Source organism: Microcoleus sp. bin48.metabat.b7b8b9.023 (assembly GCF_013299185.1).
In the GTDB taxonomy this organism is placed as follows: domain Bacteria; phylum Cyanobacteriota; class Cyanobacteriia; order Cyanobacteriales; family Microcoleaceae; genus Microcoleus.
This window is the reverse complement of sequence record NZ_JAAFKG010000006.1, coordinates 64265-89741: the sequence shown is the minus strand read 5'-3', so window position 1 is coordinate 89741 and position 25477 is coordinate 64265. Positions and strand designations below refer to the sequence as shown.

20 protein-coding genes and 1 tRNA gene are annotated in these 25477 nt (G+C 46.1%); 12 read left to right on the top strand and 9 right to left on the bottom strand.

Annotation, left to right across the window (positions count from 1 at the left end; genetic code table 11):
• Positions 1-352: 352 nt before the first annotated feature.
• The gene (locus QZW82_RS05735; RefSeq protein ID WP_293145938.1) at positions 353-4390 is read right to left on the bottom strand and encodes a hypothetical protein; all 4038 of its coding nucleotides are present in this window, start codon (positions 4388-4390) and stop codon (positions 353-355) included.
• A 709-nt stretch (positions 4391-5099) separates the two neighbouring features.
• Here QZW82_RS05735 and QZW82_RS05730 point away from each other — a divergent pair.
• On the top strand, positions 5100-5312 hold the full coding sequence (locus QZW82_RS05730) for a hypothetical protein (RefSeq protein ID WP_293145935.1): 213 nt from the start codon (positions 5100-5102) through the stop codon (positions 5310-5312).
• Between the two features lie 129 nt (positions 5313-5441).
• Here the strand turns inward: QZW82_RS05730 and QZW82_RS05725 are convergent, their stop codons facing one another.
• From QZW82_RS05725 to gshA, 7 genes are all read right to left on the bottom strand, one after another.
• Positions 5442-5981, bottom strand: a complete 540-nt coding sequence (locus tag QZW82_RS05725) for a redoxin domain-containing protein (RefSeq protein ID WP_293146119.1) — start codon at positions 5979-5981, stop codon at positions 5442-5444.
• Positions 5982-6103: 122 nt separating this feature from the next.
• Positions 6104-6703, bottom strand: coding sequence for a peroxiredoxin (locus QZW82_RS05720; protein ID WP_293145932.1), 600 nt, complete (start codon positions 6701-6703; stop codon positions 6104-6106).
• Between the two features lie 127 nt (positions 6704-6830).
• Positions 6831-6903: transfer RNA gene (locus QZW82_RS05715), tRNA-Met, on the bottom strand.
• A gap of 138 nt (positions 6904-7041) precedes the next feature.
• Positions 7042-9462, bottom strand: coding sequence for a peptidoglycan DD-metalloendopeptidase family protein (locus QZW82_RS05710; RefSeq protein ID WP_293145930.1), 2421 nt, complete (start codon positions 9460-9462; stop codon positions 7042-7044).
• Between the two features lie 591 nt (positions 9463-10053).
• Positions 10054-10515: a tRNA (cytidine(34)-2'-O)-methyltransferase gene (locus QZW82_RS05705; protein WP_293145927.1), complete on the bottom strand. Its 462-nt coding sequence runs from the start codon at positions 10513-10515 to the stop codon at positions 10054-10056.
• The gene (locus QZW82_RS05700) at positions 10497-10673 is read right to left on the bottom strand and encodes a hypothetical protein (protein ID WP_293145924.1); all 177 of its coding nucleotides are present in this window, start codon (positions 10671-10673) and stop codon (positions 10497-10499) included. Before QZW82_RS05700 ends, QZW82_RS05705 begins: the two co-directional genes overlap by 19 nt.
• Positions 10674-10777: 104 nt before the next feature.
• The gene (gene gshA / locus QZW82_RS05695; protein WP_293145921.1) at positions 10778-11929 is read right to left on the bottom strand and encodes a glutamate--cysteine ligase; all 1152 of its coding nucleotides are present in this window, start codon (positions 11927-11929) and stop codon (positions 10778-10780) included.
• A gap of 146 nt (positions 11930-12075) precedes the next feature.
• Here gshA and QZW82_RS05690 point away from each other — a divergent pair, with 146 nt between their 5' ends.
• A complete protein-coding gene (locus tag QZW82_RS05690) occupies positions 12076-12246 on the top strand; it encodes a hypothetical protein (RefSeq protein ID WP_293145918.1) in 171 nt (56 codons plus the stop codon).
• Positions 12247-12679: 433 nt separating this feature from the next.
• Here the strand turns inward: QZW82_RS05690 and QZW82_RS05685 are convergent, their stop codons facing one another.
• Positions 12680-13495: a cobyrinic acid a,c-diamide synthase gene (locus tag QZW82_RS05685; RefSeq protein ID WP_293145915.1), complete on the bottom strand. Its 816-nt coding sequence runs from the start codon at positions 13493-13495 to the stop codon at positions 12680-12682.
• Between the two features lie 307 nt (positions 13496-13802).
• Between QZW82_RS05685 and QZW82_RS05680 the strand changes: the two genes are divergently transcribed.
• The 10 genes from QZW82_RS05680 (at position 13803) to QZW82_RS05635 (ending at position 25460) form a co-directional block, all read left to right on the top strand.
• Entirely contained in the window at positions 13803-13931 is a 129-nt protein-coding gene (locus QZW82_RS05680; protein ID WP_293145912.1) for a hypothetical protein, read from the top strand.
• Positions 13932-13971: 40 nt separating this feature from the next.
• Complete coding sequence (locus tag QZW82_RS05675) at positions 13972-14160, top strand: Mo-dependent nitrogenase C-terminal domain-containing protein (RefSeq protein ID WP_366664972.1); 189 nt, start codon at positions 13972-13974, stop codon at positions 14158-14160.
• Positions 14161-14550: 390 nt separating this feature from the next.
• Entirely contained in the window at positions 14551-15414 is an 864-nt protein-coding gene (locus QZW82_RS05670) for an Npun_R2479 family HD domain-containing metalloprotein (RefSeq protein ID WP_293145909.1), read from the top strand.
• 220 nt (positions 15415-15634) lie between these two features.
• Positions 15635-16516, top strand: coding sequence for an Rpn family recombination-promoting nuclease/putative transposase (locus QZW82_RS05665; RefSeq protein ID WP_293145906.1), 882 nt, complete (start codon positions 15635-15637; stop codon positions 16514-16516).
• Positions 16517-16772: 256 nt separating this feature from the next.
• On the top strand, positions 16773-18698 hold the full coding sequence (locus QZW82_RS05660; protein WP_293145903.1) for an alpha-amylase family glycosyl hydrolase: 1926 nt from the start codon (positions 16773-16775) through the stop codon (positions 18696-18698).
• A gap of 209 nt (positions 18699-18907) precedes the next feature.
• The gene (locus QZW82_RS05655) at positions 18908-19864 is read left to right on the top strand and encodes an inositol monophosphatase family protein (RefSeq protein ID WP_293145900.1); all 957 of its coding nucleotides are present in this window, start codon (positions 18908-18910) and stop codon (positions 19862-19864) included.
• Positions 19865-20544: 680 nt separating this feature from the next.
• A complete protein-coding gene (locus QZW82_RS05650) occupies positions 20545-21225 on the top strand; it encodes a Crp/Fnr family transcriptional regulator (protein WP_293145897.1) in 681 nt (226 codons plus the stop codon).
• Positions 21222-23144: a M61 family metallopeptidase gene (locus QZW82_RS05645; protein WP_293145887.1), complete on the top strand. Its 1923-nt coding sequence runs from the start codon at positions 21222-21224 to the stop codon at positions 23142-23144. Before QZW82_RS05650 ends, QZW82_RS05645 begins: the two co-directional genes overlap by 4 nt.
• Before the next feature lie 132 nt (positions 23145-23276).
• Positions 23277-23753, top strand: coding sequence for a TerB family tellurite resistance protein (locus tag QZW82_RS05640; RefSeq protein ID WP_293145884.1), 477 nt, complete (start codon positions 23277-23279; stop codon positions 23751-23753).
• Positions 23754-24368: 615 nt separating this feature from the next.
• Entirely contained in the window at positions 24369-25460 is a 1092-nt protein-coding gene (locus QZW82_RS05635) for a glycosyltransferase family 4 protein (protein WP_293145881.1), read from the top strand.
• Positions 25461-25477: the final 17 nt, after the last annotated feature.

Here is a 25477-nt window from a genome sequence, read left to right as displayed (position 1 = left end):
AAGTTAGGCTCTTAAATCGCGGCGCTAAAAAAGTAGTTTTTACCTATTGACTTAATGTGGATTTTTAAGGTATATTTGTATCATAATGGAAATATGTGCTTAAATTTGAAAATTGCCACCACTTCCATTATCATATAATACCTTTTTAAGCCGGGGATGTCAAGCTTTTGACCCGAAAAAAAAGGGCGTTTTTTTTACATTTTATAGCAAAAAATTATAGTTTTGGTAGGCCTGCTCTTGGGGCGCAACAAAATTTGATTTGAATAGAGCAACCGCAGATGTCATGCAGATTAACGCAGATTAACGCAGATATGAGGGAGGGACTAAAAGGAAGAAGTCTATTGCGGAAAACTCAATCCCAAGATTGCAATTGTACAACCCAATGCTGCACGAAAGCCGAAATGCGATCGCGCCGTGTCTCAAAAGTAGCAGCAATCCAGATAAACACAATCCCAAAAGCTAAGCCAATTGCCCATTTAATCAGGGGATAGTCAAAAATTAGCACTACCAACTGATAGAAAACGTTGATTAAGAAAATTGCTGTCCCCACAAACAAAAACGCTCGCACTCGCAATGCTAAACCGGCTGCAATCGCCACCAAGCTAAAAAATCCTGCAACTAAACCGTGGTTGTGTTGAGTTAAAAGAGGTATCCCGCAAATCATCGCGGTGGCTAGCATTCGCAGGTTGTGGCGGAGGGTTTTTTGGGCTGGGAGTTGCAAAGCGCGATCGTACTGAGCAACATAAAGGAAAGAAAGCCCTAAAGGAGTAAAGTAGTATTCGGGTTGAGTCAATCCGATTTGTCCAAACCAGCGCAGCAATACCCAGTCAATTATCGCTACACTCACGTAGGTAAAACGGACTTCGCGCTTTTCCCAAGCTAGGAAAACATAGAAGGCGGCAGCTATGAGGAAGCTAATCGGATAAAACTTGGCGGGGCTTTCGACAATCATGATGATTGGAATCACAGAAGCGATTATCTTCCAGGGATTTTTTGACAAACCCCAGCGCTCCCAAGGTAAGATGTAAATGAAATAGGCAAATAGAGAAGCGATCGCAACTTTCCACGGCCCTAGTGGCCCGGAAATGTACTTAACTAAAGGTGTATTGATCCAGTAAAGCCGGATGCCAAAGGCTTCTACCCATCCTAAGTAAATCCAAATTTCTGCCCATTGGCGATCGAGATTGTTTCGCCCTTGCAAGAAGGCGTATTGTACTAATAGAGCGCCAGTGACTAATCCTAAATTTAGCCCGGATTTAATATCGTAGGTTGAAGCTAAAATCAGGAGTAAGCTGCTCAAAGCCCAGTGCAGGTGAGCAAATATTTTTACCTCGGCATTGGTTAAACGTAAATAGCTGCTCAGCCAAGGAGATAAAATCCGATAGATGTATGTTAAAGTTGTGCCGAGAGTTGCTAGCACAATTAAGCCGTCACCAAAAGATCCTCCTCGTGTTTGGGAAAGTTGATATAGTAGGGATTCGTAAGCTGATGCTGATATGCCGATTAATCCCAAATAAACTAAAGGTTTAAATTCTTGCTGCCGCCTACCAATTCCGATCGCAATTAAAGAGGCACCTAACGAGATTAAACCTGTACTGTTGGTAAAGCTGCGCGATCGCAAAATCAAGCCCAACACCCCGTAAAGTAGAGGTATCACGTGAATGCTGGGTAAAATTTGGCGGTAGTCGGGGTTACGCCGCCGCCACCAATCGCCTAACAATTGCGTCAATAAGCCCAAGGCAATATTCGCGACTGCCAAATTAATTAGATTGCGTCCAATAAAGCTCAAACCGAGTGCTGTCACCAACTCCAAACTCCAAGCCAAGGCATAAATTGCCAGCGGTGAAAGTTCGCTCAAACTTCGGAAAACAATTGCAACTACAGTTACCAAAGTAGCAGCCAGCACTTGAGTAGAGGCTGGTAAACTCAAGGTAGTGCGTGAATCGTAGAGTTGCAAGGAATAAAGAGTGATGTTTGTCAACAGCAAGCTGGTGAGTAAGATTGCCCAACCATCCAAAGCTCGATCGTAAATTTCAGCTAAGGTCGAAGGTTCAGGCAACGTGCTAGAATAACGAACTATCGTACTGCGAAGCAACCAGAGACACAAAAGTGCGATCGCCCCAGCAATTGCCCAAGCCCAACCAGACAAAAATCCTAATTGATAAATTACCGCAGCTACGAAGCTCAAGCTAAATCCGACGCCAATTGCAGCGGCTGGTAGTTCAATTAAATAGTAAGTATTGACTAACATCAACAGCGCAGCCAAACCCAAACTGATTAACCTGTATGCCGGAAAGTCAAAAATCAGAAATTGTGCGATTATTAGGGCGATCGAACTTAAGGTACTTGCAAGTTGTTTGTGCGAAGTTTCACTATATGTAGCAACAGCAGTCAAAGCCAAAGGAGTCGCCAGCCACATCAAACCCCACTGAGAGTGCATATTACTGTACAGCAAGATAAAGCTCAATCCTGCCAACACCAATCCCAGATACCAGGAACTTTGGAATAACGCAGGATGCCAGCGAAAGAAAGCAGAACTTTCTCTGGTATTTGCCGATTTCATCCAGACAAAAAATCCCCATTCAGCCACCATCAATATCAATAAAATTCCTGCCCAAACATAGTCTCTCTGGTTTGGCAAAAACAAGTCAATTGCCGAAGTGAAGCCGCACAAACCAGTAATGTGAGTCAGCGAAACCCAAAATGCCGGATTTCCCTTGGTATCAACAGCAGAAACAGGCATCCCCACGAGTGGGGACTTCTCTGGAATTACGTATTTCCAAGCGATCCAACCTAAAGTTACAGTAGAAATTAATAAATTGACCGATCGCCAAAACGGATTGACTGCACTAATAATAGTTAAAACACTGCCCAAACCGAGGGCAAGATTTTCGGCAAAATGGGCAAGTGGAAACTTTCGCGATCGGTAGAGCCACTGCGCCGCACTTACCGTTAAAATTAAATAAGGCAACAGCAAAACACCCCAAAAAGCCCAAGGAGTTTGCCCAGAGTTGGTAAGCTGAGTTAAAAATGCAACAAATTGTGTTTTAATCCCTAAAGGAACCACTCGCCAAACCAGCCAAATGCTTTGAAGTCCCACGGCGAAAAGCATTAGCAAATCCAACTTTTGCCAAAACCGCACTAAGCGGTTATAAAAAAACCAAACAGCCAAGGCGCTAATTGCGATCGCCTGTAGAGGAATTTCGCGAAAACAAACCAGCCACCCCAAACCCAACAAACCCCCTCCGGCTAATTGCCAGTTAAAAAAGTTGCCGGGATTTGGCTCGTTGGATATATTGTTTCTAGTAGTTCCAAATGCAAGGGATTGCGGCCAATCCAGCCACGCTAAAAGTACGCCGCAAATTCCCAAGGCTAAGCCCATTTCATGGATGTTGACATCCTTGACAAATATCGCCCGACCCAGTAAAATTCCCAAGGAATAAGCTACTAAAGCGGCTTTTTTGTAAGTCAAAAAATCTCGGCTGTAACTGAAAGCAGCGGCGGAAGTTTCAGTGTTTCCCCCACGTGTAATAGATTGTACCCGTTGTTGCTGAACTTGATAAACTGTAGCAGCAGTAGTTCCCACCGTACCCAAGTAAACCGCAGCTAGGGCAAACCCTCCAAATCCCCAACCCCAGTGCAAATAACTCAATCCCAAGTGATTTAGGGCGATCGAGGTAGTTACATTTTTCCCCCACAAACTTTGATACTGATCTTTAATAATTCCGCGCGTTATCCAAGTCAAAATAAATGCAGCGACGATGGCGACTGCCCAATCCCAAGGATATTTCCACAATCCAAAGGTGTCCATCGCCCAAAAATTTATCGGCACTAGCAACAGGGTAACTTCTTGCAAAGTTTGAGCAGTCAAGTGTAAATTAGGCTGTTTTTTTGCCCAACTGCCGATCGCCCAAAAAGTTAAAGTATAAGCTAACAAAACTCCATATTGTCCGGCAGCAGGAAATTTTTCCCACTGACTGGCAGCCAAGACTCCTGAGGAGACAACTACCATGAACACTCCTAAAAACAACAGCCACACGACGCTAATTTCGGCGATGAGCGACTGCAAAATTTGAGAGGCAAAAGTTGGGGTTTGAGCGGTTTCTGCGCGCTCGGCAGCCTTTTTTGTGGTTCTGGGTAATGCTTTTTGCGTGGATGTCGCTGGTACTTGTGGTTCGGGAATAGGAGAGTTGGCGCGATCGTCAATTTCAGAAAGGCCCACAGCGGGCTCGGGCAGCGGGCAGACTAAATGCTGGCTGCACAATTGCTCAACCTCAGCGGGCGAAATCAAGCCTAGCCGCAGCCACGCATCCAAACCCGTCAACAACTCAGGATGCGAGGCTAAGATGCTGAATTCTATTTTGCTCGATCGACCTTTAGGAGACGACATCGGCTTAAACTGCTACTAGCTACATTCCAGCTATAGCCTACTTTACAGTCGATCGCACATCTCCACATTCCGCCCTAACAATTGGCACAATGAGTATTTATCACTAGATGAGTGATTGGGCGATCGCAGGAGTTTTATGTATTTTTATTAAGATAGTTGGGGTTAAAAGTGCGATCGTCTGCGAGGGCTTCGCGATCGAGGTGATGACATCACTTCGATCTACCTCGGATTTATTTGGGATTTAACAAACCTCAGTTTTCCTCAGTTTTCCTCAATAGCGATCGATCGCCCTGCTAACAAACCTCATATTTTCCCAGGAATTATCATGATAATTCTTATTACCTAGTCATCAATCATACTTGTTGTCAAAGTCATTACTTATATATTATATATTTTTGTAAAAAAATCGTTTAAGTAGTATCTACCTGTTTATATTGGGTTCACAGAAATCGGTTATCTTCATTTTAGTCAGCGGTGCATTGCTATATATTTTAACCCAAAAAGGTTTGAGTATTCAAACCTTAGAGGGATTTTATTGCAATTTTTGACCGATTAATTTCAGTAGAACACTTATTACGCAACTATCACAGGACGATCGACTGGTAGGGTGCGTCAGGTGAAGTTCTAAAAAGATTATCGAGGATTTCGGGGTAGTGCCCGCTCAGGAAAGGATAGAGTAAGTTACTATTAGAGAAAACTGTTTACCATATTGCTATCTGCTGATGGTGCGATCGATACAATTGTCGATTTTGAGGATGGAAAAGATTTGATTTTCCTCACCAATAGCTTGACTTTTCCACAATTAGATGTCAGTCAAAATAGCGATCGAACTTTGATTAAGCTAGTATCCAACGGGCAAGTTTTAGCTTCCTTAATTGGGGTAAATGCTGGGGCGATAGACACCACTGATTTTCTATTTTAAAAAGGTTCGTAGTGCGGACTTCAGTCCGCTCTATCTTGCCGTAAGGTGCGTCGCTTGCAGAAAATCTCAACCAAAATCGAAAATTCCACAGCGACACACCTTACCCAACTACTAGCTACAAACTGTGCACTAATTTGGCAGAGAGTTCAGCAAAGTTTCCACACTAGCATTGTGGTCTATGAACGAAAACAAATGTTTATATAGGAGTTTGCCATCTGCATCCAAAACAAACTGAGCCGGCAAAGGAGCACCCAAAGCTTGACCGGTTTCATAGGCCCGAAACACTTTTACGGCTGGATCGGAGAGCAGAGGCATTTTCAAGCCTAAATCTCTAGCTACAATTTGGCTTTGGCGATCGTCGGTGCTTGTTACCATCAATAATTCTATATTGCGATCGGCAAACTGTTCCCACTTTTCATTCAAAGCTTTAATGTGAGGAAAACAGAAAGGACAATATTGCTTTTCAGTAAAAATCCGCGTAAAAGCCAGAACTACCGGCTTATCGCCCCGATAGTTCGACAGCCGCACCAATTTGCCATTATTAATATCCGGCAATTCAAAATCTGGTGTCCTCTGTCCCAGCTTCAGAACATTAGTCGCGGGAACAGGCAATAAATTTTGGAAAAACCGCTGATTTAACAAGCCGCTAAAATCAGTAGAAGTCAGCATATTTGCTAATTTGGGAATGGGGAATTGGGCATTGGGCATAGGGCAATGGGCATTGGGCATTGCACCGAAAGTTTCGAGGGCGGACACTCACAGGCGCCGCCCTACAACTCAAAACGATCGAGTTAGACAGCAGCAAAGAATACTTTGGACTTAACTGGATCGGGTGTCATGGTTTTGTCACCGGGCTGCCAGCCTGCGGGACAAACTTCATCGGGGTGAGACTGGACGTGTTGGATAGCTTGCAGAGTGCGGAGAGTTTCGTCTACGTTACGGCCGAAGGCAAGGTTGTTGATAGTAGAGTGTTGGATGATGCCTTCTTTGTCGATGATGAACAGACCTCTGAGGGCAATACCTGCTTCTGGGTCGAGGACGTTGTAGTCGGAACTGATGGTTTTTTTGAGGTCAGCTACTAACGGATAGTTGAGGTCGCCGACACCGCCGGATTTGCGGTCTGTTTGTATCCAAGCGAGGTGAGAGAATTCGCTGTCAACTGAGACGCCGAGGATTTCGGTATCGATTTTCTTGAAGTCCTCATGGCGATCGCTAAATGCTGTAATCTCAGTTGGGCACACAAAGGTGAAGTCCAAGGGGTAGAAGAACAGGACTACATACTTTTTGCCTTTATAGTCTGACAGTTTAACTGTCTTGAATTCCTGATCCACTACGGCTGTTGCTGCGAAATCGGGTGCAGCTTGACCAACCCGGAGGCATTCACTTGTCATAGATTTTGTTTCCTTTTTTACGAACTGTTACAAATATATCATACTCATAACGACTACAAGTATGTTCTCGGCAAGTCTAAAAAATCACGCTCTCAAAATAGAGAGCGTGATTTTTTCTATTAAATCATGGCTCAGGCGGGATTTGAACCTGCGACCTTGGGCTTATGAGTCCCCTGCGCTAACCACTGCGCCACTGAGCCAAACTTACTTCACGATTTACCATCGTAGCACGGTAGGTGGAAATATGTCTCTATTCCCAACAACCGAATTTCTCATACCTTCCGATCTAAGTTATGAGTTTTGGTAATGATTCAAAACCCATAACTTCAGACCAGTCGTTATCGAGAAGCGCTGGAGGTATCGTTAGGCAGAAAAGCCATTGGATTGACAGCACCCTGTCCGGCGGGATGGATTTCAAAGTGCAAGTGCGGCCCGGTACTGAAGCCGGTGCTGCCCATTTCTGAAATCTGTTCGCCGCGCTCGACCTTCTGACCCTTTTGCACCAAAATTCGGCTGTTGTGGGCGTAGATCGTTTCTGATCCGTCTGGATGGGTAATTTCCACCAGATAGCCGTAGCCTCCGTCGTTCCAGTCTGCATAGGTAACCACCCCGCTGTCGGCGGCCATAATTGGCGTGCCGATCGGCCCTGCAATATCAATTCCCTTGTGCATCCGTCCCCAGCGCCAGCCGTAGCCAGAAGTGAGAACGCCCTTAGCCGGCCAAATCAATCCGTTAGCCGACTGCTGTTTGCCGCCGCCGTTAGGGAGATAAGTATCAGCGCCCGAAAGTGGAGGCAGTTCTGGAGAAACCATGCGTCCCAAAGACGGGTTGCTCAGGGGGTCATAACCCTCGGAACCCAAAGGAGCAGTTGCTACCACCGGTCGTTCTTGAGTAGAGGTCGGCGTTAGGTTGATCGGTTGCAGTTCGGCTGCACGAGCGGGATCGAAACGCTCTTGCTGCTGTTTCTGAACTTCCTGAGACCACCCTCTCGACGGCGGTCTGCCGATTTCATTCTGCACCGCTCCAGCGTATTCGGGGGTGTAGAGGTCGGGATTGACGCTTGGGAGTTCTTCAGACGGGTTGGAGGCGAGTTTCGCTTCTGGGCCCTCAGTTGGAGCCAGGGAAACCGCATTTGCCCCGATCGAATTGCGCTCGGCGCGATATTCCTCTCGCAGTCTGACAACTTCTGCTCTCAAACGTTCGGAATAAGGGTTGAGAGCGGTAGCGGTGGGTAGATCCTCGGCATTCGACTCAATTACAGCGTTCGTGGGAGCGGGATTTAAACCCTGGGCGCTAACATTTTGCAAGCCCATCGGCTGCGGGTATGCAACAGCGACGTTGCTAGCAGTTGCACTTGCTGGCTGGGGCAGGGCGCTGGTGTCAACGGCACCTGTAAATGTTGGTTCGCCTTGAAGTTCCAGCTTTCTGTTGTCGCTAATGGTTTGAGAAACTTGAGTTAGCGGAATGCTGTTAATTTTGGGAACCATCGGCGCTGAAATATTGTTCAGACCTTCCAAGTTCCCCAAGGGAGAGACAACCGCCACTTTTGGGGCGGGTGCTGCAACGCCAGCACTGGTTATTTCGGAGGTAGACGAACTGGGGTTCAAAGATGCGGGAACCGAAGTCGCCGACCAGACAGATGTAGAGTTAGAGGCAGAATCAGATGCTGCCGCCTGCACCGCTGGATTATTTGACCGAACGTTGGGAATTTTCAGCCGTTGATTGACATTCAGCAAGTTGGGATTGCCCAGCTTGTTGACGGCGATCAGCTCTTTGGGCGATACCCGGTAATTAGAGGCGATCGCATCTAACGTATCTCCCGGGCGCACGTTGTAGAGCCCCTGGGCTGGTCCTGCGCTACTGCCTGCTGGGGACACTACCACAGCGGAGGGCAAACTAGGTGTTGCGAGAGACTGTTCAATGGACTCCAACGATCGATCGGTCGATGCTGCTTGACCCACCGAGGCATTGGGAATTACAGGTGTGGCCCTGAGGTCAGGAATTGCTGGCGAGGTGGCATATTCGGGGGATGCCACCGTCGGTACAGCAGGTGTAGATGAATTTGCTCCCACCTCAGAGTCCAACAGGGACCGACCTGATGCTGTAGTGCGGTTTTCCTGTTTTTTCAAACTGTCGATCGCCCCGTCTGCGTTCGGGCTGTCGATCGAGCTTTGTGCCGGTACCGTCGCCATCTCTGGCGTTGCCGTTGGCTGCCCGTACTGGGCTGCACTATCCAACGACTCGGAGCCAGTTAGATTTAATTTTTGTTCTGGATTGACTGTGGCAGTATTGCCAGGGTTCTCTTGTGGCGAGGCTTCTAGAGCCTCCGGAATTCTAAGTTCTTGGCCGGCTTGGAGTGCGGTATCGGGTTTGATGCCGTTGGCAGTTGCTAGTGCCTTCGGTTCAATTTCATAGTCCCGAGACAGATCCCAAAGGGTTTGTCCCTGCTGAACCTTAACCCCTGCCTGTTCGGCTGAGGAGCCGTCAACTTGTCCGGTGGTAGCGGGCCCGTTGGTCGATACAGGCTTTAATTCAACGGTCGATTCTGCTGTCGGTGTGAGTTCAGACGCGCGAGCGCTGTCTCCGTTTCTCGGCAGCAGGATGCCAGAAGCACCTACCGATATTGCCAGCCCGATCGTGGCGAGAGAGCGAACTCTGCCTGTGCTGAGCGTTGTCTGCTTGGACGGTTCCGCAGAACCGTCTCTGTCGATTTCACTAGCCTGAACAGGCTTATTTTTTTGGGGATATGTTCGTTTCAAAAAAACGACCTCCTACTGAGAAGCGCTAACTGTCCTTGGAAACACTCAAGGGATTGCATGATGCTGAATTTAAATCAACAACCAAAAATATTCTGATTGTTGAAAGCGATCGTGCTTAGGCAAGATTACCTTGCTTTTTTAATTTAGACAAGCTCGAACCGTAATAATTTTTAAAATTCTCGGTCAAACCCGCTGCAATTACACCCCACAAGCCTTACACCGCAATAGTTGGAACGAATACATAAAATATCCGTTCCCGCACAGGCTAAGACTCTCACCTATTGTCCGACTCTATGCTAATTTCCGGACAACCTACAACCGTATATTCACTAGATATCAATAGCCTTCAGGCACAATCAGCCGATCCCTGGCGCCTTAAATCGCTGAAATCCTCTGTTTTTGTGGCTACATCCTCGCAGCGACTAATTTGGTATTACTGATAACAATCTGTTTTTGGATGAATAAAATATATTAATCTCCGCTATCTAGATTTTCACCGCTTTGATACAAATTTCTTATATTTAAAACGAGAGTTGGCTGTAGCCGACAGCTATTAAATATCTATATATGTATGTATCTGTCGATCGCGATTTATCCGAGTTCGCCCAACTGTCGTTTAGCCTCAAATAAACCTACAGCGGCGCTGACAGAGAGATTCAAACTCCTGACTCCAGGCTGGCTCATGGGAATAAAAACTGTGGCATCACAGGCATCCAAGACCAATTTAGGAATGCCGACAGTTTCTGAGCCAAACATCAACCAGTCGCTGGGCTGAAATTGGAATTGGGTATAACTGCATCGTCCACCAGTGCTGAATCCGATCGTTCGCCCTCCTCGCTCCTGCTGAAATATCTCAAAAGCAGCTAAGTCTTCGTGACAGTGGAGATTGACATAGGGCCAATAATCTAAGCCGGCCCTTTTCAGGTAGCGATCGCTAATTTCAAACCCCAGCGGGCCGACTAAATGCAATGTAGTGCCTGTGGCAGCGCAAGTGCGGGCGATATTGCCAGTATTCGGGGGAATTTGCGGGTGAATCAAGACAAGTTGGGGCATGAAGCTTTAAACAGTTGACAGTTGACAGTTGACAGTTGACAGTTGACAGTTGACAGTTGACAGTTGACAACCCCCATCGCCCCAAGGATAGCAATGGTTTCAGCGATTAAGCACGTCTTGGCAGTTGCTATCAAAGCAAAAAATACAGCTATTGGCACATTTAGAAATCTACCCAAAGGTAGATACTATTCATAGCTTTTATTTATAACAGGTGCTGGCTGCCATTGATTAAATATTCTGATTTGTTTTGCACTGCTACTGTTCAAGCGACTAACTGACCGCACAAATTGTCTTCCAGCTCCCATTCCTGGTGAGCCATCCCATCAATCCCTTGGAGAATAATACTGCGGGTGTCCAAACCGCGATCGTGAAGTTTCAACCACTGCTGGGCGGTGTTGCCTTCCCGGAGAATCTTTTTGAGCGGCGAGAGAAAGCAACTAAAGCCGCGTTTTTTGGCGATCGGCCAGACTTCCTGGTAAATTTCCTCAATCCAATCTCGCGCCAAAATCTTTCTGCCGTCTTGCCAGTGGGTGAGTTCGGCATCCAAACTTTTCCGGGATGCAGCAATTTCGTTGGCGTCGGTGAGGGCAACTAAGTCTTGATTGCGGGTGGCGGCCGGTAAGGTGCTGAGTGCTAAGGGGTCTAAGCCGGGGTCTTCCATCATCTGCCAAATACGAGCTTCTAGCAAGGCAGTGATGGCCAACAAAGCCAGAGGATTGACTTCAAGATCGCAAATTCTCAATTCGAGGCGGTTGAGACAGTAGGGGCGACGATCGCCATTTGGCCGCACAGCAGACCACAAATGGCGGACGTTTTGCATACTGCCGAGTTCTAGCTGTTCTTCAGTCCACTGGATGTAATGCTTGTGACTTTCAAACAGGGGGACGATCGCGGGAGTTTTGGGAAACAAACCCCACCGGGTAGAATGATAGCCCGTGACTTCGCCGTCGAGGAACGGGGAAGAAGCGCTCAATGCCAGGTATAGCGGTGCTTCGACGCGGGCGAGGCGGATGGCGCGCATCAGCATTTCTGGTTCGGAGATGCCGATGTTGATGTGAATGCTGGCAGTGACGACTTTGGTGCCGTAGGTTTGCTCGATGTAGGTGTGATAGGGGTTGTTGGGATCCGATCGGTAAAATCGATCGCTCCCACCGAGAGACAGGGTACTTCCCGGGAGCAAGGTATAGTCGCCCAACTGTTTGAGATACTCGCGCAGCCGGACTCGCGGCTTGACTAGGGCGCACAGCAGGCGATCGTAGCTGCACAGGGGGGCAGTCGTGTACTCCACATTGCGACTATCAGGCTCCCGCACAAATCCCTCTAGATCGGCGACTATGCGATCGGAGAGACCGACAACCTCACCTTCGGGCGTGCCGGTATACATTTCTACTTCAAAGCCTTTTGATAGCAGCACGTTTGTTCCTCAGCTAAGTTGAGTGCTAATTTCTAGTATCCCAAAAATTGAGCTGTTCGTACTATCTGCCACAAGGCAGAGTTGAAATTTTTGGAGGCTGGGACTGAAACCGGGTATTTGGGCGCCAGCTTTGTTTGAGGGTTTGTGTGTTAGTTGCGGCACCCAAAGCGACAAATACTGGCACCGCCAAGAGTTTCCGAGGCGGTTTTCGGGTGTCAAAGGCTGTTTGTGCGATCGCCTTTGTGTGTGATTGGGCAATGGCGAGCGCGATCGTACTTATCGTAAACAGAACCCACCCTTACCACAGACAGAAGTGAGAAAGCACTGCATTCTTCCCTCTTCGCTGTTCCTTCTTCCCTCTTCTTTCTGTCACAGGTCAACCATCAACTGTCAACTATTTCAAGATAACTTTATTCATCCGAGACTCAAGCAAAATCCGCTTAACCTCAATCCGGTAGTCGTATTTTTTGCACTGTGAGTAGGCGCGAGAGCGACAGGACTTTTAGGAATATTTCTGGCTCTTCCGTTAGCGGGAGTGATAGTTAGCTGGTTTGAAATTGAACAAACGCAAGCGTAAGGCCAATTGATAAAGCCGTCCTATTTTAGAGAAAGTCAGGCTGAACAACCGGTTTTAAACTGCAAACTAGAAGTCCGATGCTCCAAAAACTATCCTGGGCGCAACGCGAAACTAAAAGTAAAGAGAAAAAGCAACCTAGGGTTTACGCGGAGCATACACTTTACTGCGTAGAGTCAATTCATAAATTGCAAGTCAGTAGGAAATCTTGCTTCTTCTGGTTGGGGATCGTAAATGTAATCGCAGTCAAAGCGCATAGCTTGAGAGTGGCGGCTGATCGAAAATCCGCAGTGAGTCACCATTTCTGTAGTAAAAGTAGCCATGACTAACTCGATAAGTTTTGTGTAAGAAATGTTAGGCTGTTGAACGTAATAAGCGCGTCTAGCAAAAAAGATTCTCTCATCTTTCGGTACAATTATGGCATTAATTTTGTGTGCGTGTTGAATTGGCTTGATATAGCTTTCAATAAACTGCGACTGATTTTTTTGAAGTCTGGCTAATCTTTCGTGTTGCAACCAACTCATTTGAAACACAATTTTAATAAATTCAAAACCCAAAATGTAGTTAAAAACATTATTCCGTTCTTCTGTACTCAATACGAAACGCAGTGCAGATTCTAAATATTGGTCTGTTTCCCGGAGCGCTTGTTGAGATGAGTGGATATAAAATTGTTTGATGTAGCTTCTTAAATCAGATTCGTTTAATTCTTTTTTGACTCGGAATCTGATTAAATACTCTTTGACTCGGTGTAGAGTATCTACATCTTCAAACATTTTTGAGACTAAGCCATCGGCTGTGTACTCATCTAAGAATTCGGCTTGAAACTCGGGAGTAGATGCACACAATATGTAGGAGAGGGACAAAACGTAGCGTCGCTGGTTCCAAGGCAAGCTTTCTGCCCACTCCTTAACTTCTACAGGGAGTTTTTCCAGGACGGTATCTGTGTGGGGACGTTGAGAAAGGTCGGCATATTTATATTTTTGTTTAATCATTGCCTGAAACCTTGTATTAGTTAATTGACCGGGTGATATATCGCAGTAAAGTAGAGGCCGGCAGTTACCACTTAGATAATTTTTCTATATACCTCTAAGGATACAGCATTTAGCTGGTAAGGGCGGTGATCTGTCTCACACTTTTGCGGACTTACCATCACAACTATGAACTTTATATATCACATTTTGAGGCCGCGAGTGTCACAGGAAATAATTATTCACGTCACTGGGGTAACGGTGGATTTGGTTGATGATGTAATCAGGGTGATTTATAACTTTTTGTTAATCCGGATTACTGAGGAAAATCATGAACTCGACTACAAGTATTTTACCTAAAAATCTTTGCCCAGACTTAACTTTTGGCGATCGCCTCGTTCAACCAGTGCGACAGTGGTTCTTGGGGCATTGCAGTGGGCGATCCTCTCCGTTGGCGTAGCCCCCGTAGGGGCGGGCTGCGCTAACGACAAATAGCTCGGTTGTTGGGCCAAGTTATACCCACACGGTGTCCTTTTGAGAGAAATATCCAGTTATTCGGACACCATTTTTTCCACATACCCCCGATGTGCAAGCTAAATCCTGTATATGAAGAATTAGTGGGGTTGCGTTTTCGCTCGCTCTCGTTTTTGGCTGATGTATGCGGGGAAGATGTAACTCCGTACTGCTGATTGAGGGGTCTCATACCTCGATCGCCCATCGATCGACCGTAGTGCATCTAGATTGTCTATGATAGTCGATGGGGAGAGGCGGAGAGACATATAACAGCTTCGCTCTTCGGGTAAACAGGGGAAGAGCATTTGAGGCGTTTTAATTAGGCATTGAAATATACAATTTAAATGCTGTAGAGCTTATCAATTATTTATGGGTGCAGCGCTCTGCCAATTGCTCGATCGCCAATCTAGACCACAATCGTTAATATCAGTGGATGCTTTGGATGCTTTTAAATCACAGCGGGCGTCCATCATTAGGGTCAAGTCAACAATAATATCAAACCGTAGCAACAAAAACAACTGATATAACAATAATTTAATAAGTTATTTTGGCTAATGGAAGTGAATATGTTTAACGCAACTGAACTGCTAATTAACGATTTTGTTTGGAGGCTAATTGAAGGCTACGGGCACACCTACGGTGGCTTCAAATCTGACTATGGCGAAATTATTGCTTGGGTAGCCGATATGGCTTTGGAAAATATTGCTAATAGTGATGCTCTTTACCACAATGTGGAACACACTATTTTAGTGACATTGGTGGGACAAGAAATTCTGCGCGGGAAGCACATCCGCGAGGGCGGTGTTTCCTGCGAACATTGGCTGCATTTCCACATTGCTTTGCTGTGTCACGATATCGGGTATGTCAAGGGCGCTTGTCGGCAAGATAGAACAGATTTAGGAGTGTATGCAACGGGAATAGGTGACATGAATTTAACCCTACCTAGGGGGGCGACTGATGCGAGTTTGACCCCTTATCATGTCGATCGGGGAAAGATGTTTGTTGAGGAGCGATTTGGGGGGCACAGACTGATTGATGCCAACCTGGTTAAGCAGAATATTGAGTTAACTCGTTTCCCGGTTCCTCGGGATGAAGACTATCAAGATACTCTGAATTATCCGGGTTTGGTGCGGGCGGCAGATTTAATCGGTCAGTTGAGCGATCCGCGATATTTGCAAAAGGTGACTGCGCTGTTTTATGAATTTGAGGAGACTGGTCAAAATCAGGTGTTGAAGTATCGCAATCCGGCGGATTTGCGGGAGGGGTATCCTAAGTTTTATTGGAATGTGGTTTATCGGTATGTCAAGGATGCGATCGGCTATTTAGAATTGACGCAACAGGGGAAACAAATTGTTGCTAATCTGAATGCAAATGTGTTTCGGGTGGAGCATTCTGAGGCGGGAGTTGAGGAGGTGGCTTCTGTTCGTTAGGCTTGGAGTTGAATTGGGGCGGGCGTTCTGGTTACTGATGCGAGATCGAAAGGGCGATCGTCCTATTTAATGTTGAGCTTGTGAATTGTTCTCGATTGGGCGATCGCAATATAGTAAAATATAGCTATACCCACAGCCGCCAGCAAATTTTAAAATGTTTTGATTGTCATTGCTCGATAGATTGATTCGTTCGATCCTTAAGAAAGAGAGAAAACTAACAATGAGATTCATTAATCCGAAAACCGATTTTGCCTTTAAAAAAATATTCGGTGGCAACCAAAGCAAACCAATCTTAATCAGCTTTCTGAATGCCATGATTTATGATGGCAATCCCACCATCACCGACCTAGAAATTATCGACCCATATTTACCATCCAGAGTTTCTTATCTTAAAGAGTCTTACCTGGATGTCAAAGCAAAACTTGCAGGAGGTACAACTGTAATTATCGAGATGCAAGTTTTAAATGTAGAATCTTTTGCGAAACGGGTGGTTTACAATACTGCGAAAACTTACTCAACTCAACTGGTTCGCGGTGAAGGTTACTTTAAGTTAAAGCCTGTAATTGCTTTGACAATTACGGATTTTGAAATGTTTGACAATGACCGAGAAGTAATTTCTCACTTTGTGTTCAAGGAGAAAGATCGTTTATTTGATTATGTCGATCCAGAGATAGAATTGATCTTTATCGAGTTGCCGAAATTCAACAAACAATTGGATGAGTTAGAAACTTTGACTGACAAGTGGGTTTATTTTATGAAAAATGCTCCCAGTTTGGAAATAGTACCGTCAACAATGGAAACAGTCTCGGAAATACAGCAAGCTTTTGCGATTGCTAATGAAACTAACTTGAATCCAGAGGAGTTGGCAGATTTAGAAGCACGCGAAAGGTATATCCTGGATCAGCAGGGAATCTTGCGAAAGGGAATTGAAGAAGCACTTGCACAAGGAATGCAGCAAGGAATGCAGCAAGGAATGCAGCAAGGAATGCGAGAAAAAGCTTTGGAAATTGCTAGGCAACTTCTTAATGTACTTGACAATCAAACTATCAGTCAAACTACTGGTTTGAGTGTAGAAGATGTCCAAAACTTGCGCGAGGAATAGAAAGGAAGGACTGAAGTCTGAAGGAGTCAACCACAATCAAATTGGTTCGATAGTTCCGACTTCAGTCCCGATGGAACTAGAAAGGACTTCAGTCCTCCTTACTAACCTATAGAGGACTTTGCCATCTGTCTAAAGGAAGATTTTATTAAACGAGTAAATTACGTATTATGCTGTAAAAGTCAGGCAGAGGGAAAAGCTATCTCCGACTCTAACTCCCAATAGCTGACCAATCTTACAGTAAAAAAAAATAAATCTCATGACACCAGTCACTCCCAATCAAACTTCATCTCAATACGAAACTACCCAATCTGAAGAAAAAATTGAGTCTCTGGTAGAAGAAGTTAAGCCAGAAACCGAACTCGATTTAGAATTCCTGTACACCAGAGATATTGAATTCCGCCAAGAAACAATTTATTTCATTGTAGTCGATCGCTTCCACGACGGCGACTCCACAAACAACGAAGGCCCAAACCCAGAACTTTACGATCCTGAAGGCAAAAATTGGGGCAAATATTGGGGCGGCGACTTGCAGGGAGTTATCGACAAACTCGATTACTTAAAAGATATGGGCGTTACTGCGGTATGGTTGACTCCGCTTTTTGAGCAAGTAGAAGCATTATTTGTCGAACAAGCTGCGATTCACGGCTACTGGACTAAAGATTTTAAGCGGCTAAATCCCCGGTTTATTGCCAAAGGTGACAATCCTTCTGTCAACCAAACACAAGAAACTAAAGATACGGTATTTGACAAATTAGTTGACGAGTTGCACCAGCGAAAAATGAAACTGGTACTCGATATTGTCTGCAATCACAGCAACCCGGATTTTAGTGGCAAAAAAGGGGAACTCTACGATGATGGCGTGAAAATAGCTGACTTTAACGACGATAAAGATAACTGGTATCACCACTACGGGGAAGTGACTAATTGGGAAGATGAATGGCAAGTCCAAAACTGCGAACTGTCTGGTTTAGCGACTTTCAACGAAAATAATACTGAATACCGCCGTTATATCAAATCAGCAATTAAACAGTGGCTGGACAGAGGGGTTGATGCTTTGCGGGTTGATACTGTTAAGCATATGCCGATCTGGTTTTGGCAGGAATTTAATGCTGATATTTTAACGCACAGACCTGATGTTTTCATTTTTGGTGAATGGATTTACAGCGACCCGAGAAATGACCTTTCTGTCGAGTTTGCGAATGAGTCGGGGATGACTATTTTGGATTTTGGTCTGTGCGTGGCTATTCGAGAAGCTTTGGGATATTGTGCGGAGGCGGGATTTAAGTTAATTCAGGATGTTCTGGATTTGGATAGCCGCTATTACGGGGCGACGGAGTTGATTACTTTTATTGACAACCACGATATGCCGCGGTTTCAGTCGTTGAATGCCGATCGACAAATGCTGCGGTTGGCGATATCTTTAATGATGACGACTCGCGGCATTCCTTGCCTTTATTACGGTACCGAACAGTACCTGCACGATGATACTGAAGGGGGAAATGACCCTTACAACCGCCCGATGATGGAAAAGTGGGATACTGATTCGCCGATTTACCGCGATGTGCGGTTGCTGTCTGGGTTGCGGCGGCTGAATCCTGCTATTTCGATGGGGAGTCAGTGGCAAAAATATCTAACTGCTGATGTTTATTGTTACGTCCGCCGCTATCGCGATTCTGTGGTGTTTGTGGCGATGAATCGGGGCGAGTCTGTGACTGTTGAAGCGGTTGATACGGAGTTGCCGGATGGAGAGCATACGGAGGTTTTATCGCGCCGCAAGTTTGAAGTTAAAGACGGGATGCTGTATAATTTGGAGTTTGGCGATCGCGAAGTAATGATTTTTAGCCGAGTGGGAGAGCGAGTTAAGGCGAAAACTATTGTGCGGGCCCAGCTTAACAGTGTTAAAAGTCAGCCTGGGGAAAGAATTGTGGTGGTTGGAGATTGTCCTGAGTTGGGGAATTGGGATATTAGTAAGGCTTACCCGCTGGAGTATATCAATACTAATACTTGGTTTGGGGAAATTCCTTTTAATGAAAGTGCGGGGAAGTTGATTTCTTATAAGTATGCGCTGCTGCGGGAAGGTATGTCGCCGCTGCGAGAAAATTTGGTTTGTCGGCGCTGGGTTTTGGCTTCGGAAGGGACTGTGAAATGGCGGGATAAGTGGGCTTCGGGACGGGAGTCTTAGTTGGGATTTTTGATTTTGGTGTGAGAGAGTCAAACAATTTTAGGGTGCTTGTGGGCGCACATTAGCGATGATTAAGGTTCGTAGTGCGGACTTCAGTCCGCAAAAAGCTGCGGACTGAAGTCCGCACTACGAACCGTTTTTGTTATGGTAATCGACCGGACATCATAATAAAACCGGGTTTTAAGAACAGCAGAGTGCAAAAATCCTGCATGAGATTCGGAAACAGCGATAAGGGTCGATCGCTCGATTCCAAGGACTTAAGCTTTTATGCTGTGTTAGTTGAAGCATTTATGTTTAACCTGATGTATATTTCTCCAGAGCAAGACCAAAAAATTCGCTACATCATCCGAGAGTGCGGTCAAGAAGCCCACAAGCTTGCAGCGGAACCTTTTGAAGTTTCCGAGAAAGGCCCAGATGACTACGTGACGAGTATCGATCGCTACTTAGACGGACAACTATCAGCAGCATTTAGCGCTTTGTTTCCTGAAGATGGCAGGATCACGGAGGAAAACACGTCCTCCAGAGCAGCTTACCAGGCAAATTACCGGCGCCTCTGGTGCATCGATCCCCTTGACGGGACGGAGGGATTTATTCAGGGAAAACAGCACTATGCTGTGATGGTGGGGCTGCTGTTGGAGGGGGAACCGGTGGCCGGCTGGATCTACGCCCCGGCTTTTGACCAAATGTATTTTGGCGGTAAAGATTGGGGATTGTTCCAAACTGTGGGAACCTCTTCGCCGCAGCCGATCGCTATGAGCAAACCCCCCGCTCCGACACCGTTAAATTGTAAAATTATTCTCGGCGACAGAGACCAGAAAAACTATGCCGGGGCGATCGCCCAAAGCATCCCGGGAGCAGAATTTTACTCGCTGGGAAGCTTTGGCTTAAAAGTTATGGAAATCATAGAAGGTCGAGCCGGTTTGTACCTGTATTTCAACGGTAGAGTTAAAGTGTGGGATACCGCCGGCCCTCTGGCCCTAGCAAAGGCAGCCGGATTGGTCTGTTGCGACTTGCAAGGTCAACCGCTGAGGTGGACGGCAGATGCGATCGAGCCGGAGTCTCTGGCCCACACGCAGTCGATCGCGATCGGCTGGCCCGATTACATAGAAGCTCTGTTGGGCAAAGTTCAACAGGCAGTGGGACGCTGTTCATCAGTTGACAGTTGACAGTTGACAGTTGACAGTTGACCTCTGACAGTTGACGGCTACCCATAGCCGTCGATAGAAGAGGATTGCAAGCAATGAATCATTTTGTTTGATTTCCGCTTAAACGGGGAGGCTTCAGACCCAATTTTCAAGCGTAAAACTGTTTAGGATTAAAAAATCTGCCAATTTTACACGAACCGCGCCTCTGCGCCCTTATAAAAAAAAGTTCGGCAAGCGGAAAACGAGCGAGTCTTTAGACCGCTTGATGAAAGCGGCACGGGCGGTTTCAACCGCCGTGAATCTTTCTTGATTCTTAACTTTTTTAGCATTTAAAAAGGCTTTTTGCCGTTACACTCTATTGTTGGTATGGATACACAGGTGTAAACCTGGGAAGCAAATGCCTACCATATATTAAAGGTACGCGGGGACTCCACGGAACCAAGGGCTAAGCCCCTTAAACGCTTGAGGAGCTTGCTGAAAGGCAAGGATAGCAGCCCACCATTTTTTGGCCATAGGATTGCGCCCAGGAACCCTAGCAATAGGGATATTAAGAACGAAATTTCTTAAGAATCTCAGTCGCTGAAGCGCTGAGAGTGTCAACATCAATTAAAGGAGTAACGGATTGTTTGTTTTTTCAAACAGCGATCGTTCCCTAGCTGTTGGGTGTCGCCTAATCTAATTTCCCACCTCCGCGAGTTTGCATGAAGACAGAAGCTTTCAGTGAGCTGTTCCCTCTATTTAAGGGTGCTAACCCAGAAACCTTGGGAGGGCTGCTATCCAATGCCGTTAAGCATGAGTATCCCCCAGGCCGAGCTGTGGTGATGGAGGATTCTTGGGGTAACGCGATTTATTTTGTGGTGTCCGGCTGGGTCAAAGTCCGGCGCCTGTCAAACGATCGAGCTGTATCAATGGCTATTTTAGGACGGGGAGCTTTCTTCGGCGAAATGGCCATTCTTGACGAATCTCCCCGATCGAATGACGTACTTGCTCTATCGCCCGTGCGGCTGATCAGCGTTACGGCTCAGCGATTTATCCAAACCCTGTTTAAAGATCCGCAATTGCATCACCGGATGCTGCAACTGATGGTGCGGCGCCTGCGCCAAACCAATCTTCGCTCTCAACTACAGAACCGCCAGCCAGCGGTTAAACTAGCAAATACTTTAGTTGAGCTGGGAGAAAACTACGGTCAGAAAACTGCTGAGGGCAGAGATATCTTCAATATCCCTTATGAAGATTTAGCTGACGTTACAGGTATCGCCCTAGATGAAACCAGCAAAATTATGGAAAAACTAGATAGTAAAGGCTGGATCAAAATCGATCCAGAGCACCAAACTATCCATTTGATCAACCTCAAGCACTTGATGAATTTGGCAAGTCAATGACCGATGTCACTTATGAGGATACCTCGTCCGCTGCCGATCGCGCGATCGGACAACTAACAGCACCGACCATTCACTATTCGGTGGCGATGCCCAATCCTGAATCCCACCTGTTTGAAGTGACTTTGCGCGTGCAGGGTTGGGCGGAACCTGTTCTGGATTTAAAAATGCCTGTCTGGACTCCCGGTTCTTACTTGGTTCGAGAATACGCTCGCCACCTGCAAGATTTTCGATCGCAATCCGGCGATTCCCTGCGGGATAGCTATGCCGCGCGTGCTTTACCTTGGCGCAAGATTAGCAAAAATCACTGGCAAATCGAGACAAATTCAGTGTCAGATGTCACGGTTTGCTACCGGATTTTTGCCAACGAACTGACTGTACGAACCAATCATTTAGACTCGACTCACGGTTATTTTAATCCAGCAGCTCTGTGCTTTTTCTTGCCCGGTTTTGAGCGCCACTGCTATACGGTGACAGTGGTGCCACCGCAGCCCCAATGGCGCACAGTCACAACGTTGCCAACTGTTTCGGGCGATAATCTTACTTTCGCTGCTGCGGATTTTGACACCCTTGTCGATAGTCCTTTTGAGATTGGATTTCACGAGTCCTACGATTTTGAAGTGCTGGGAAAACCCCATCAGCTTGTAGTTTGGGGACAAGGCAATTTAGAACCAGAACGGGCAATTCAAGATATCAAGAAAGTCATTGAGGTAGAAGCAGAAATGTTCGGCGGTTTGCCTTACGACCGCTATGTGTTTTTGTTGCATTTGTCTGGCTCTGGTTTTGGCGGCTTGGAACACAAGGATAGTTGCACTCTTAACTATTCGCGTTTTGGTTTTCGGGCCAAGGAAAAGTACGAACGGTTCATTCAATTGGTGGCTCACGAGTTTTTTCACCTCTGGAATGTCAAGCGCATTCGACCGAAAGCTCTCGAAATATTTGACTACGAGCAAGAGAATTATACTCCTTCTTTATGGTTCTCTGAAGGCACGACCAGTTATTACGATTTGCTAATTCCTTTTCGAGCAGGTCTCTATGGCGTGAAAGGTTATTTCCAAAATCTTGCCAAAGAAATCACTCGCTTGCAGACGACTCCGGGGCGGAAGGTGCAGCCTGCGAGCGAGTCGAGTTGGGATGCTTGGATTAAACTTTATCGGAGGGATGCTAATAGCGATAATTCGCAGATTTCCTATTATTTGAAAGGGGAATTAGTTTCGTTTCTGCTGGATTTGTTGATTCGAGCTAAACACGGCAACGCGCGATCGCTCGACGATGTGATGCGTTTGATGTGGCAGCAGTTTGGCGGTGGTTCTCCTGAAAATGAAGATTTTGACCGGAAGTCGCCAACAGAGGCAAAGCAGGGGCATCTGACATCAAATGGCAAGTTAAATGCTCGCTCGCGGACGGCAGAAATAGGCTTTACTCCAGAAGAGTTGCAAAGTGCGATCGAGTCTGTAGCCGGCATGGATTTGAGTGACTTTTTTGCGCGCTATGTAGACGGTACAGAAGAGTTGCCTTATAACGAATATCTGGAACCTTTCGGGCTGCAAATTTGGGTAGATGAAAGCGAGCAAACGCCTCGGATGGGTTGGACGTTGGGAGCGGAAAACGGGCGGCAAATGGTTAAATTTGTCGAAGCAGAATCTCCGGCACAATTGGCGGGAATTGACGCTGGGGACGAGTTGCTGGCGATCGCAGGTTTTCGAGTAAATGCCGAACAAGTGGCAGAGAGGCTGAAAGACTATCAGCCGGGGGACACGGTAGAAGTGACAGTTTTTCATCAAGACGAACTGCGGACTTGTTCTGTTACTCTCGCCCAGCCGCGCCCCGGCCGTTATTCGATCGTACCAGTCGATCGGCCAAGCACTATTCAGAAACAAAACTTTACTGGATGGCTGGGTGTTCCTCTGTCGAATTTGTGAGATAAATAAAGGGAAGGGGAAGGAGAAGGGGGAACACAAAAAAGGACGATCGAATTACCAATTACCAATTACCAATTCCCCATTCCCCATTACCAATTTTCAATTCCCAATTAGCAATTACCAATTTTAATTATGCAAACCCCACCTCCTCCATCAATTACGCCTCGCCAGATGAACCTGCTGCGAATCGTTTCCTCTATGGCCTGGGCTGATGGCGAACTCGCAACAGAAGAAGTTAATTTAATGCTCGATCGCTTTTGCCGTTTGTTTGCCGCAGATGACGACGCCCAACAAATGCAACAGGAACTGCGGGATTACATCATGCAAAATATTCCCCTTGATGAGTTGATTCACCAACTAGAAACTCAAGAGGAAAAAGAATTAGTCTTGCAACTCGGCTATGAAGTGATTGCATCTAGTTCTCGCACTCCCGACGAACCAAACATTAACTCTGAGGAAGCCGCAGCTTATCAAAAATTAGTGCAGTTGCTGAATCTTCCAGAAGATACTGTCAAGCGTATTGAAGCAGAAGCATCATCGGCGACACCTACTTCGGAGGGAATTATAGAGAAGATAGCTCACAAATTAGAACAGTTCATCAAACGCTAGTTTGGGACTGGCGCGCGGCTGATTCCTGGTTGATTCCTGTATTTCTTGTTACTAAACCTGAAATTTTTAAGAGCAACCGGGAATAAATCCCATGGGTAATTCTTTTTTATTTAATACTTTTGGACTGGGTAATATAGCCCTTCTCAGATAGGTGAGGTACGTTGTTGGGCTTTAGCCCTCTTCGTTTGGGCTTCAGCCCTCTTCGTTTAAGCGGTTATATAAGCAGTCAGTCATACCTCATCTTTCTGATAAATGCTATACAATTTTTCCCAAATAATGGAACCTAACAATTATTGTGCAAGAGTCTTAGAAAGAGTTGTTGATTCTCTCGAATGTGTAATATCAAATCCGGCTGTCCCGGAATGATTGAACCGCAGAGGGCGCAGAGAACACAGAGGGAGAAAATAGAGAGATGAATCATCTGACGATGAAAGAGCAGATTTGATATATAGCCTTTCTCAAAAGGATGAGGTAGGTATAACTGACAGCTTGTATAACCACTTATTAGAATTAAGAGGGCTGAAGCCCAACAACATACCCGATATTTTTAATAACACCAATAACTAATAACCAATAACTAATAACCAATAACTAACAACCAATAACCAATAACTAATGACTAATAACTCTTTAAAATTATTGTTTCTATCAACTTCTGTAGGTCAACTCGGTTCGGGGTTGGGCGGCGGAGTCGAACTTACAGTCTTGAACATTGCTAAAGAATTGCAGCGCCGAGGTCATAAAATAACAGTTGTAGCGCCGGCAGGTTCAGTCTTAGAATCAATTCCAGTCATCGAAATCGCGGGGGATTTGCAAGTAACTGCCCAAACACAAGATTACCACGATCCTATTGTGATGCCGGCCGATTCTGTGCTGGCAAATATGTGGGAATATGCTCGCCAAGTTCAGGATGATTGGGATCTGATTGTTAACTTTGCCTACGATTGGCTGCCGTTTTATTTGACGCCATTTTTTAACACTCCGATCGCACATTTTATCAGTATGGGTTCCATGTCGCGATCGTTCGATCGCATCGCCGGACAAATCGCTGTCAAATTTCCCGGTACGCTGGGAGTTTGCACGCTTACCCAAGCCCAAACCTTTGCCTTTGCTAGCGAGTGCGAATTGGTGGGAAACGGCGGCCTAGATTTATCGCTGTACGAATTTTGCAGCCAACCGGAACCAAAATTAGCTTGGTTGGGCCGCATTGCCCCGGAGAAAGGCTTAGAAGATGCTGTGGCGGCCGCAAAAATTACAGGCATTCCCCTAAAAATTATGGGCAAAATGCAAGATGAAGATTATTGGCACAAAATTTGTACAGATTACCCCGACGCTCCAGTAGAATATTTAGGGTTTCTGACCACAACGAAAATGCAAGAGCAAGTCCGCCAGTGCCGAGCATTGTTGATGACGCCGCGCTGGGTGGAAGCTTTTGGAAATGTGGCGATTGAGGCTTTAGCGTGCGGTGTGCCTGTGATTGCCTACGAGCGCGGGGGGCCGGCGGAAATTGTTCGAGACGGGCTGACGGGCTTTTTAGTGGAACCTGATAGTGTAAATGGCTTGGTAAGTGCGATCGACCGTTTAGACAAAATTGACCGCAGCGCTTGCCGGCGACAAGCAGAGGTAGAATACAATTTAGGAGCCGCGGGCGATCTTTTTGAACGCTGGTTCAAGTCTATTGTAAAATTGAGTCAAATAAACTCTTAATCGACCACAATAAAAGA

Bases quoted from the DNA above. Each gene is read 5' to 3' on its own strand.
- QZW82_RS05735 (WP_293145938.1), bottom strand. From the start codon at position 4,390: ATGTCGTCTCCTAAAGGTCGATCGAGCAAAATAGAATTCAGCATCTTA.
- QZW82_RS05725 (WP_293146119.1), bottom strand. From the start codon at position 5,981: ATGCTGACTTCTACTGATTTTAGCGGCTTGTTAAATCAGCGGTTTTTC.
- QZW82_RS05720 (WP_293145932.1), bottom strand. From the start codon at position 6,703: ATGACAAGTGAATGCCTCCGGGTTGGTCAAGCTGCACCCGATTTCGCA.
- QZW82_RS05705 (WP_293145927.1), bottom strand. From the start codon at position 10,515: ATGCCCCAACTTGTCTTGATTCACCCGCAAATTCCCCCGAATACTGGC.
- QZW82_RS05685 (WP_293145915.1), bottom strand. From the start codon at position 13,495: ATGATTAAACAAAAATATAAATATGCCGACCTTTCTCAACGTCCCCAC.
- QZW82_RS05680 (WP_293145912.1), top strand. From the start codon at position 13,803: ATGAACTCGACTACAAGTATTTTACCTAAAAATCTTTGCCCAGACTTA.
- QZW82_RS05670 (WP_293145909.1), top strand. From the start codon at position 14,551: ATGTTTAACGCAACTGAACTGCTAATTAACGATTTTGTTTGGAGGCTA.
- QZW82_RS05665 (WP_293145906.1), top strand. From the start codon at position 15,635: ATGAGATTCATTAATCCGAAAACCGATTTTGCCTTTAAAAAAATATTC.
- QZW82_RS05660 (WP_293145903.1), top strand. From the start codon at position 16,773: ATGACACCAGTCACTCCCAATCAAACTTCATCTCAATACGAAACTACC.
- QZW82_RS05655 (WP_293145900.1), top strand. From the start codon at position 18,908: ATGAGATTCGGAAACAGCGATAAGGGTCGATCGCTCGATTCCAAGGAC.
- QZW82_RS05650 (WP_293145897.1), top strand. From the start codon at position 20,545: ATGAAGACAGAAGCTTTCAGTGAGCTGTTCCCTCTATTTAAGGGTGCT.
- QZW82_RS05645 (WP_293145887.1), top strand. From the start codon at position 21,222: ATGACCGATGTCACTTATGAGGATACCTCGTCCGCTGCCGATCGCGCG.
- QZW82_RS05640 (WP_293145884.1), top strand. From the start codon at position 23,277: ATGCAAACCCCACCTCCTCCATCAATTACGCCTCGCCAGATGAACCTG.
- QZW82_RS05635 (WP_293145881.1), top strand. From the start codon at position 24,369: ATGACTAATAACTCTTTAAAATTATTGTTTCTATCAACTTCTGTAGGT.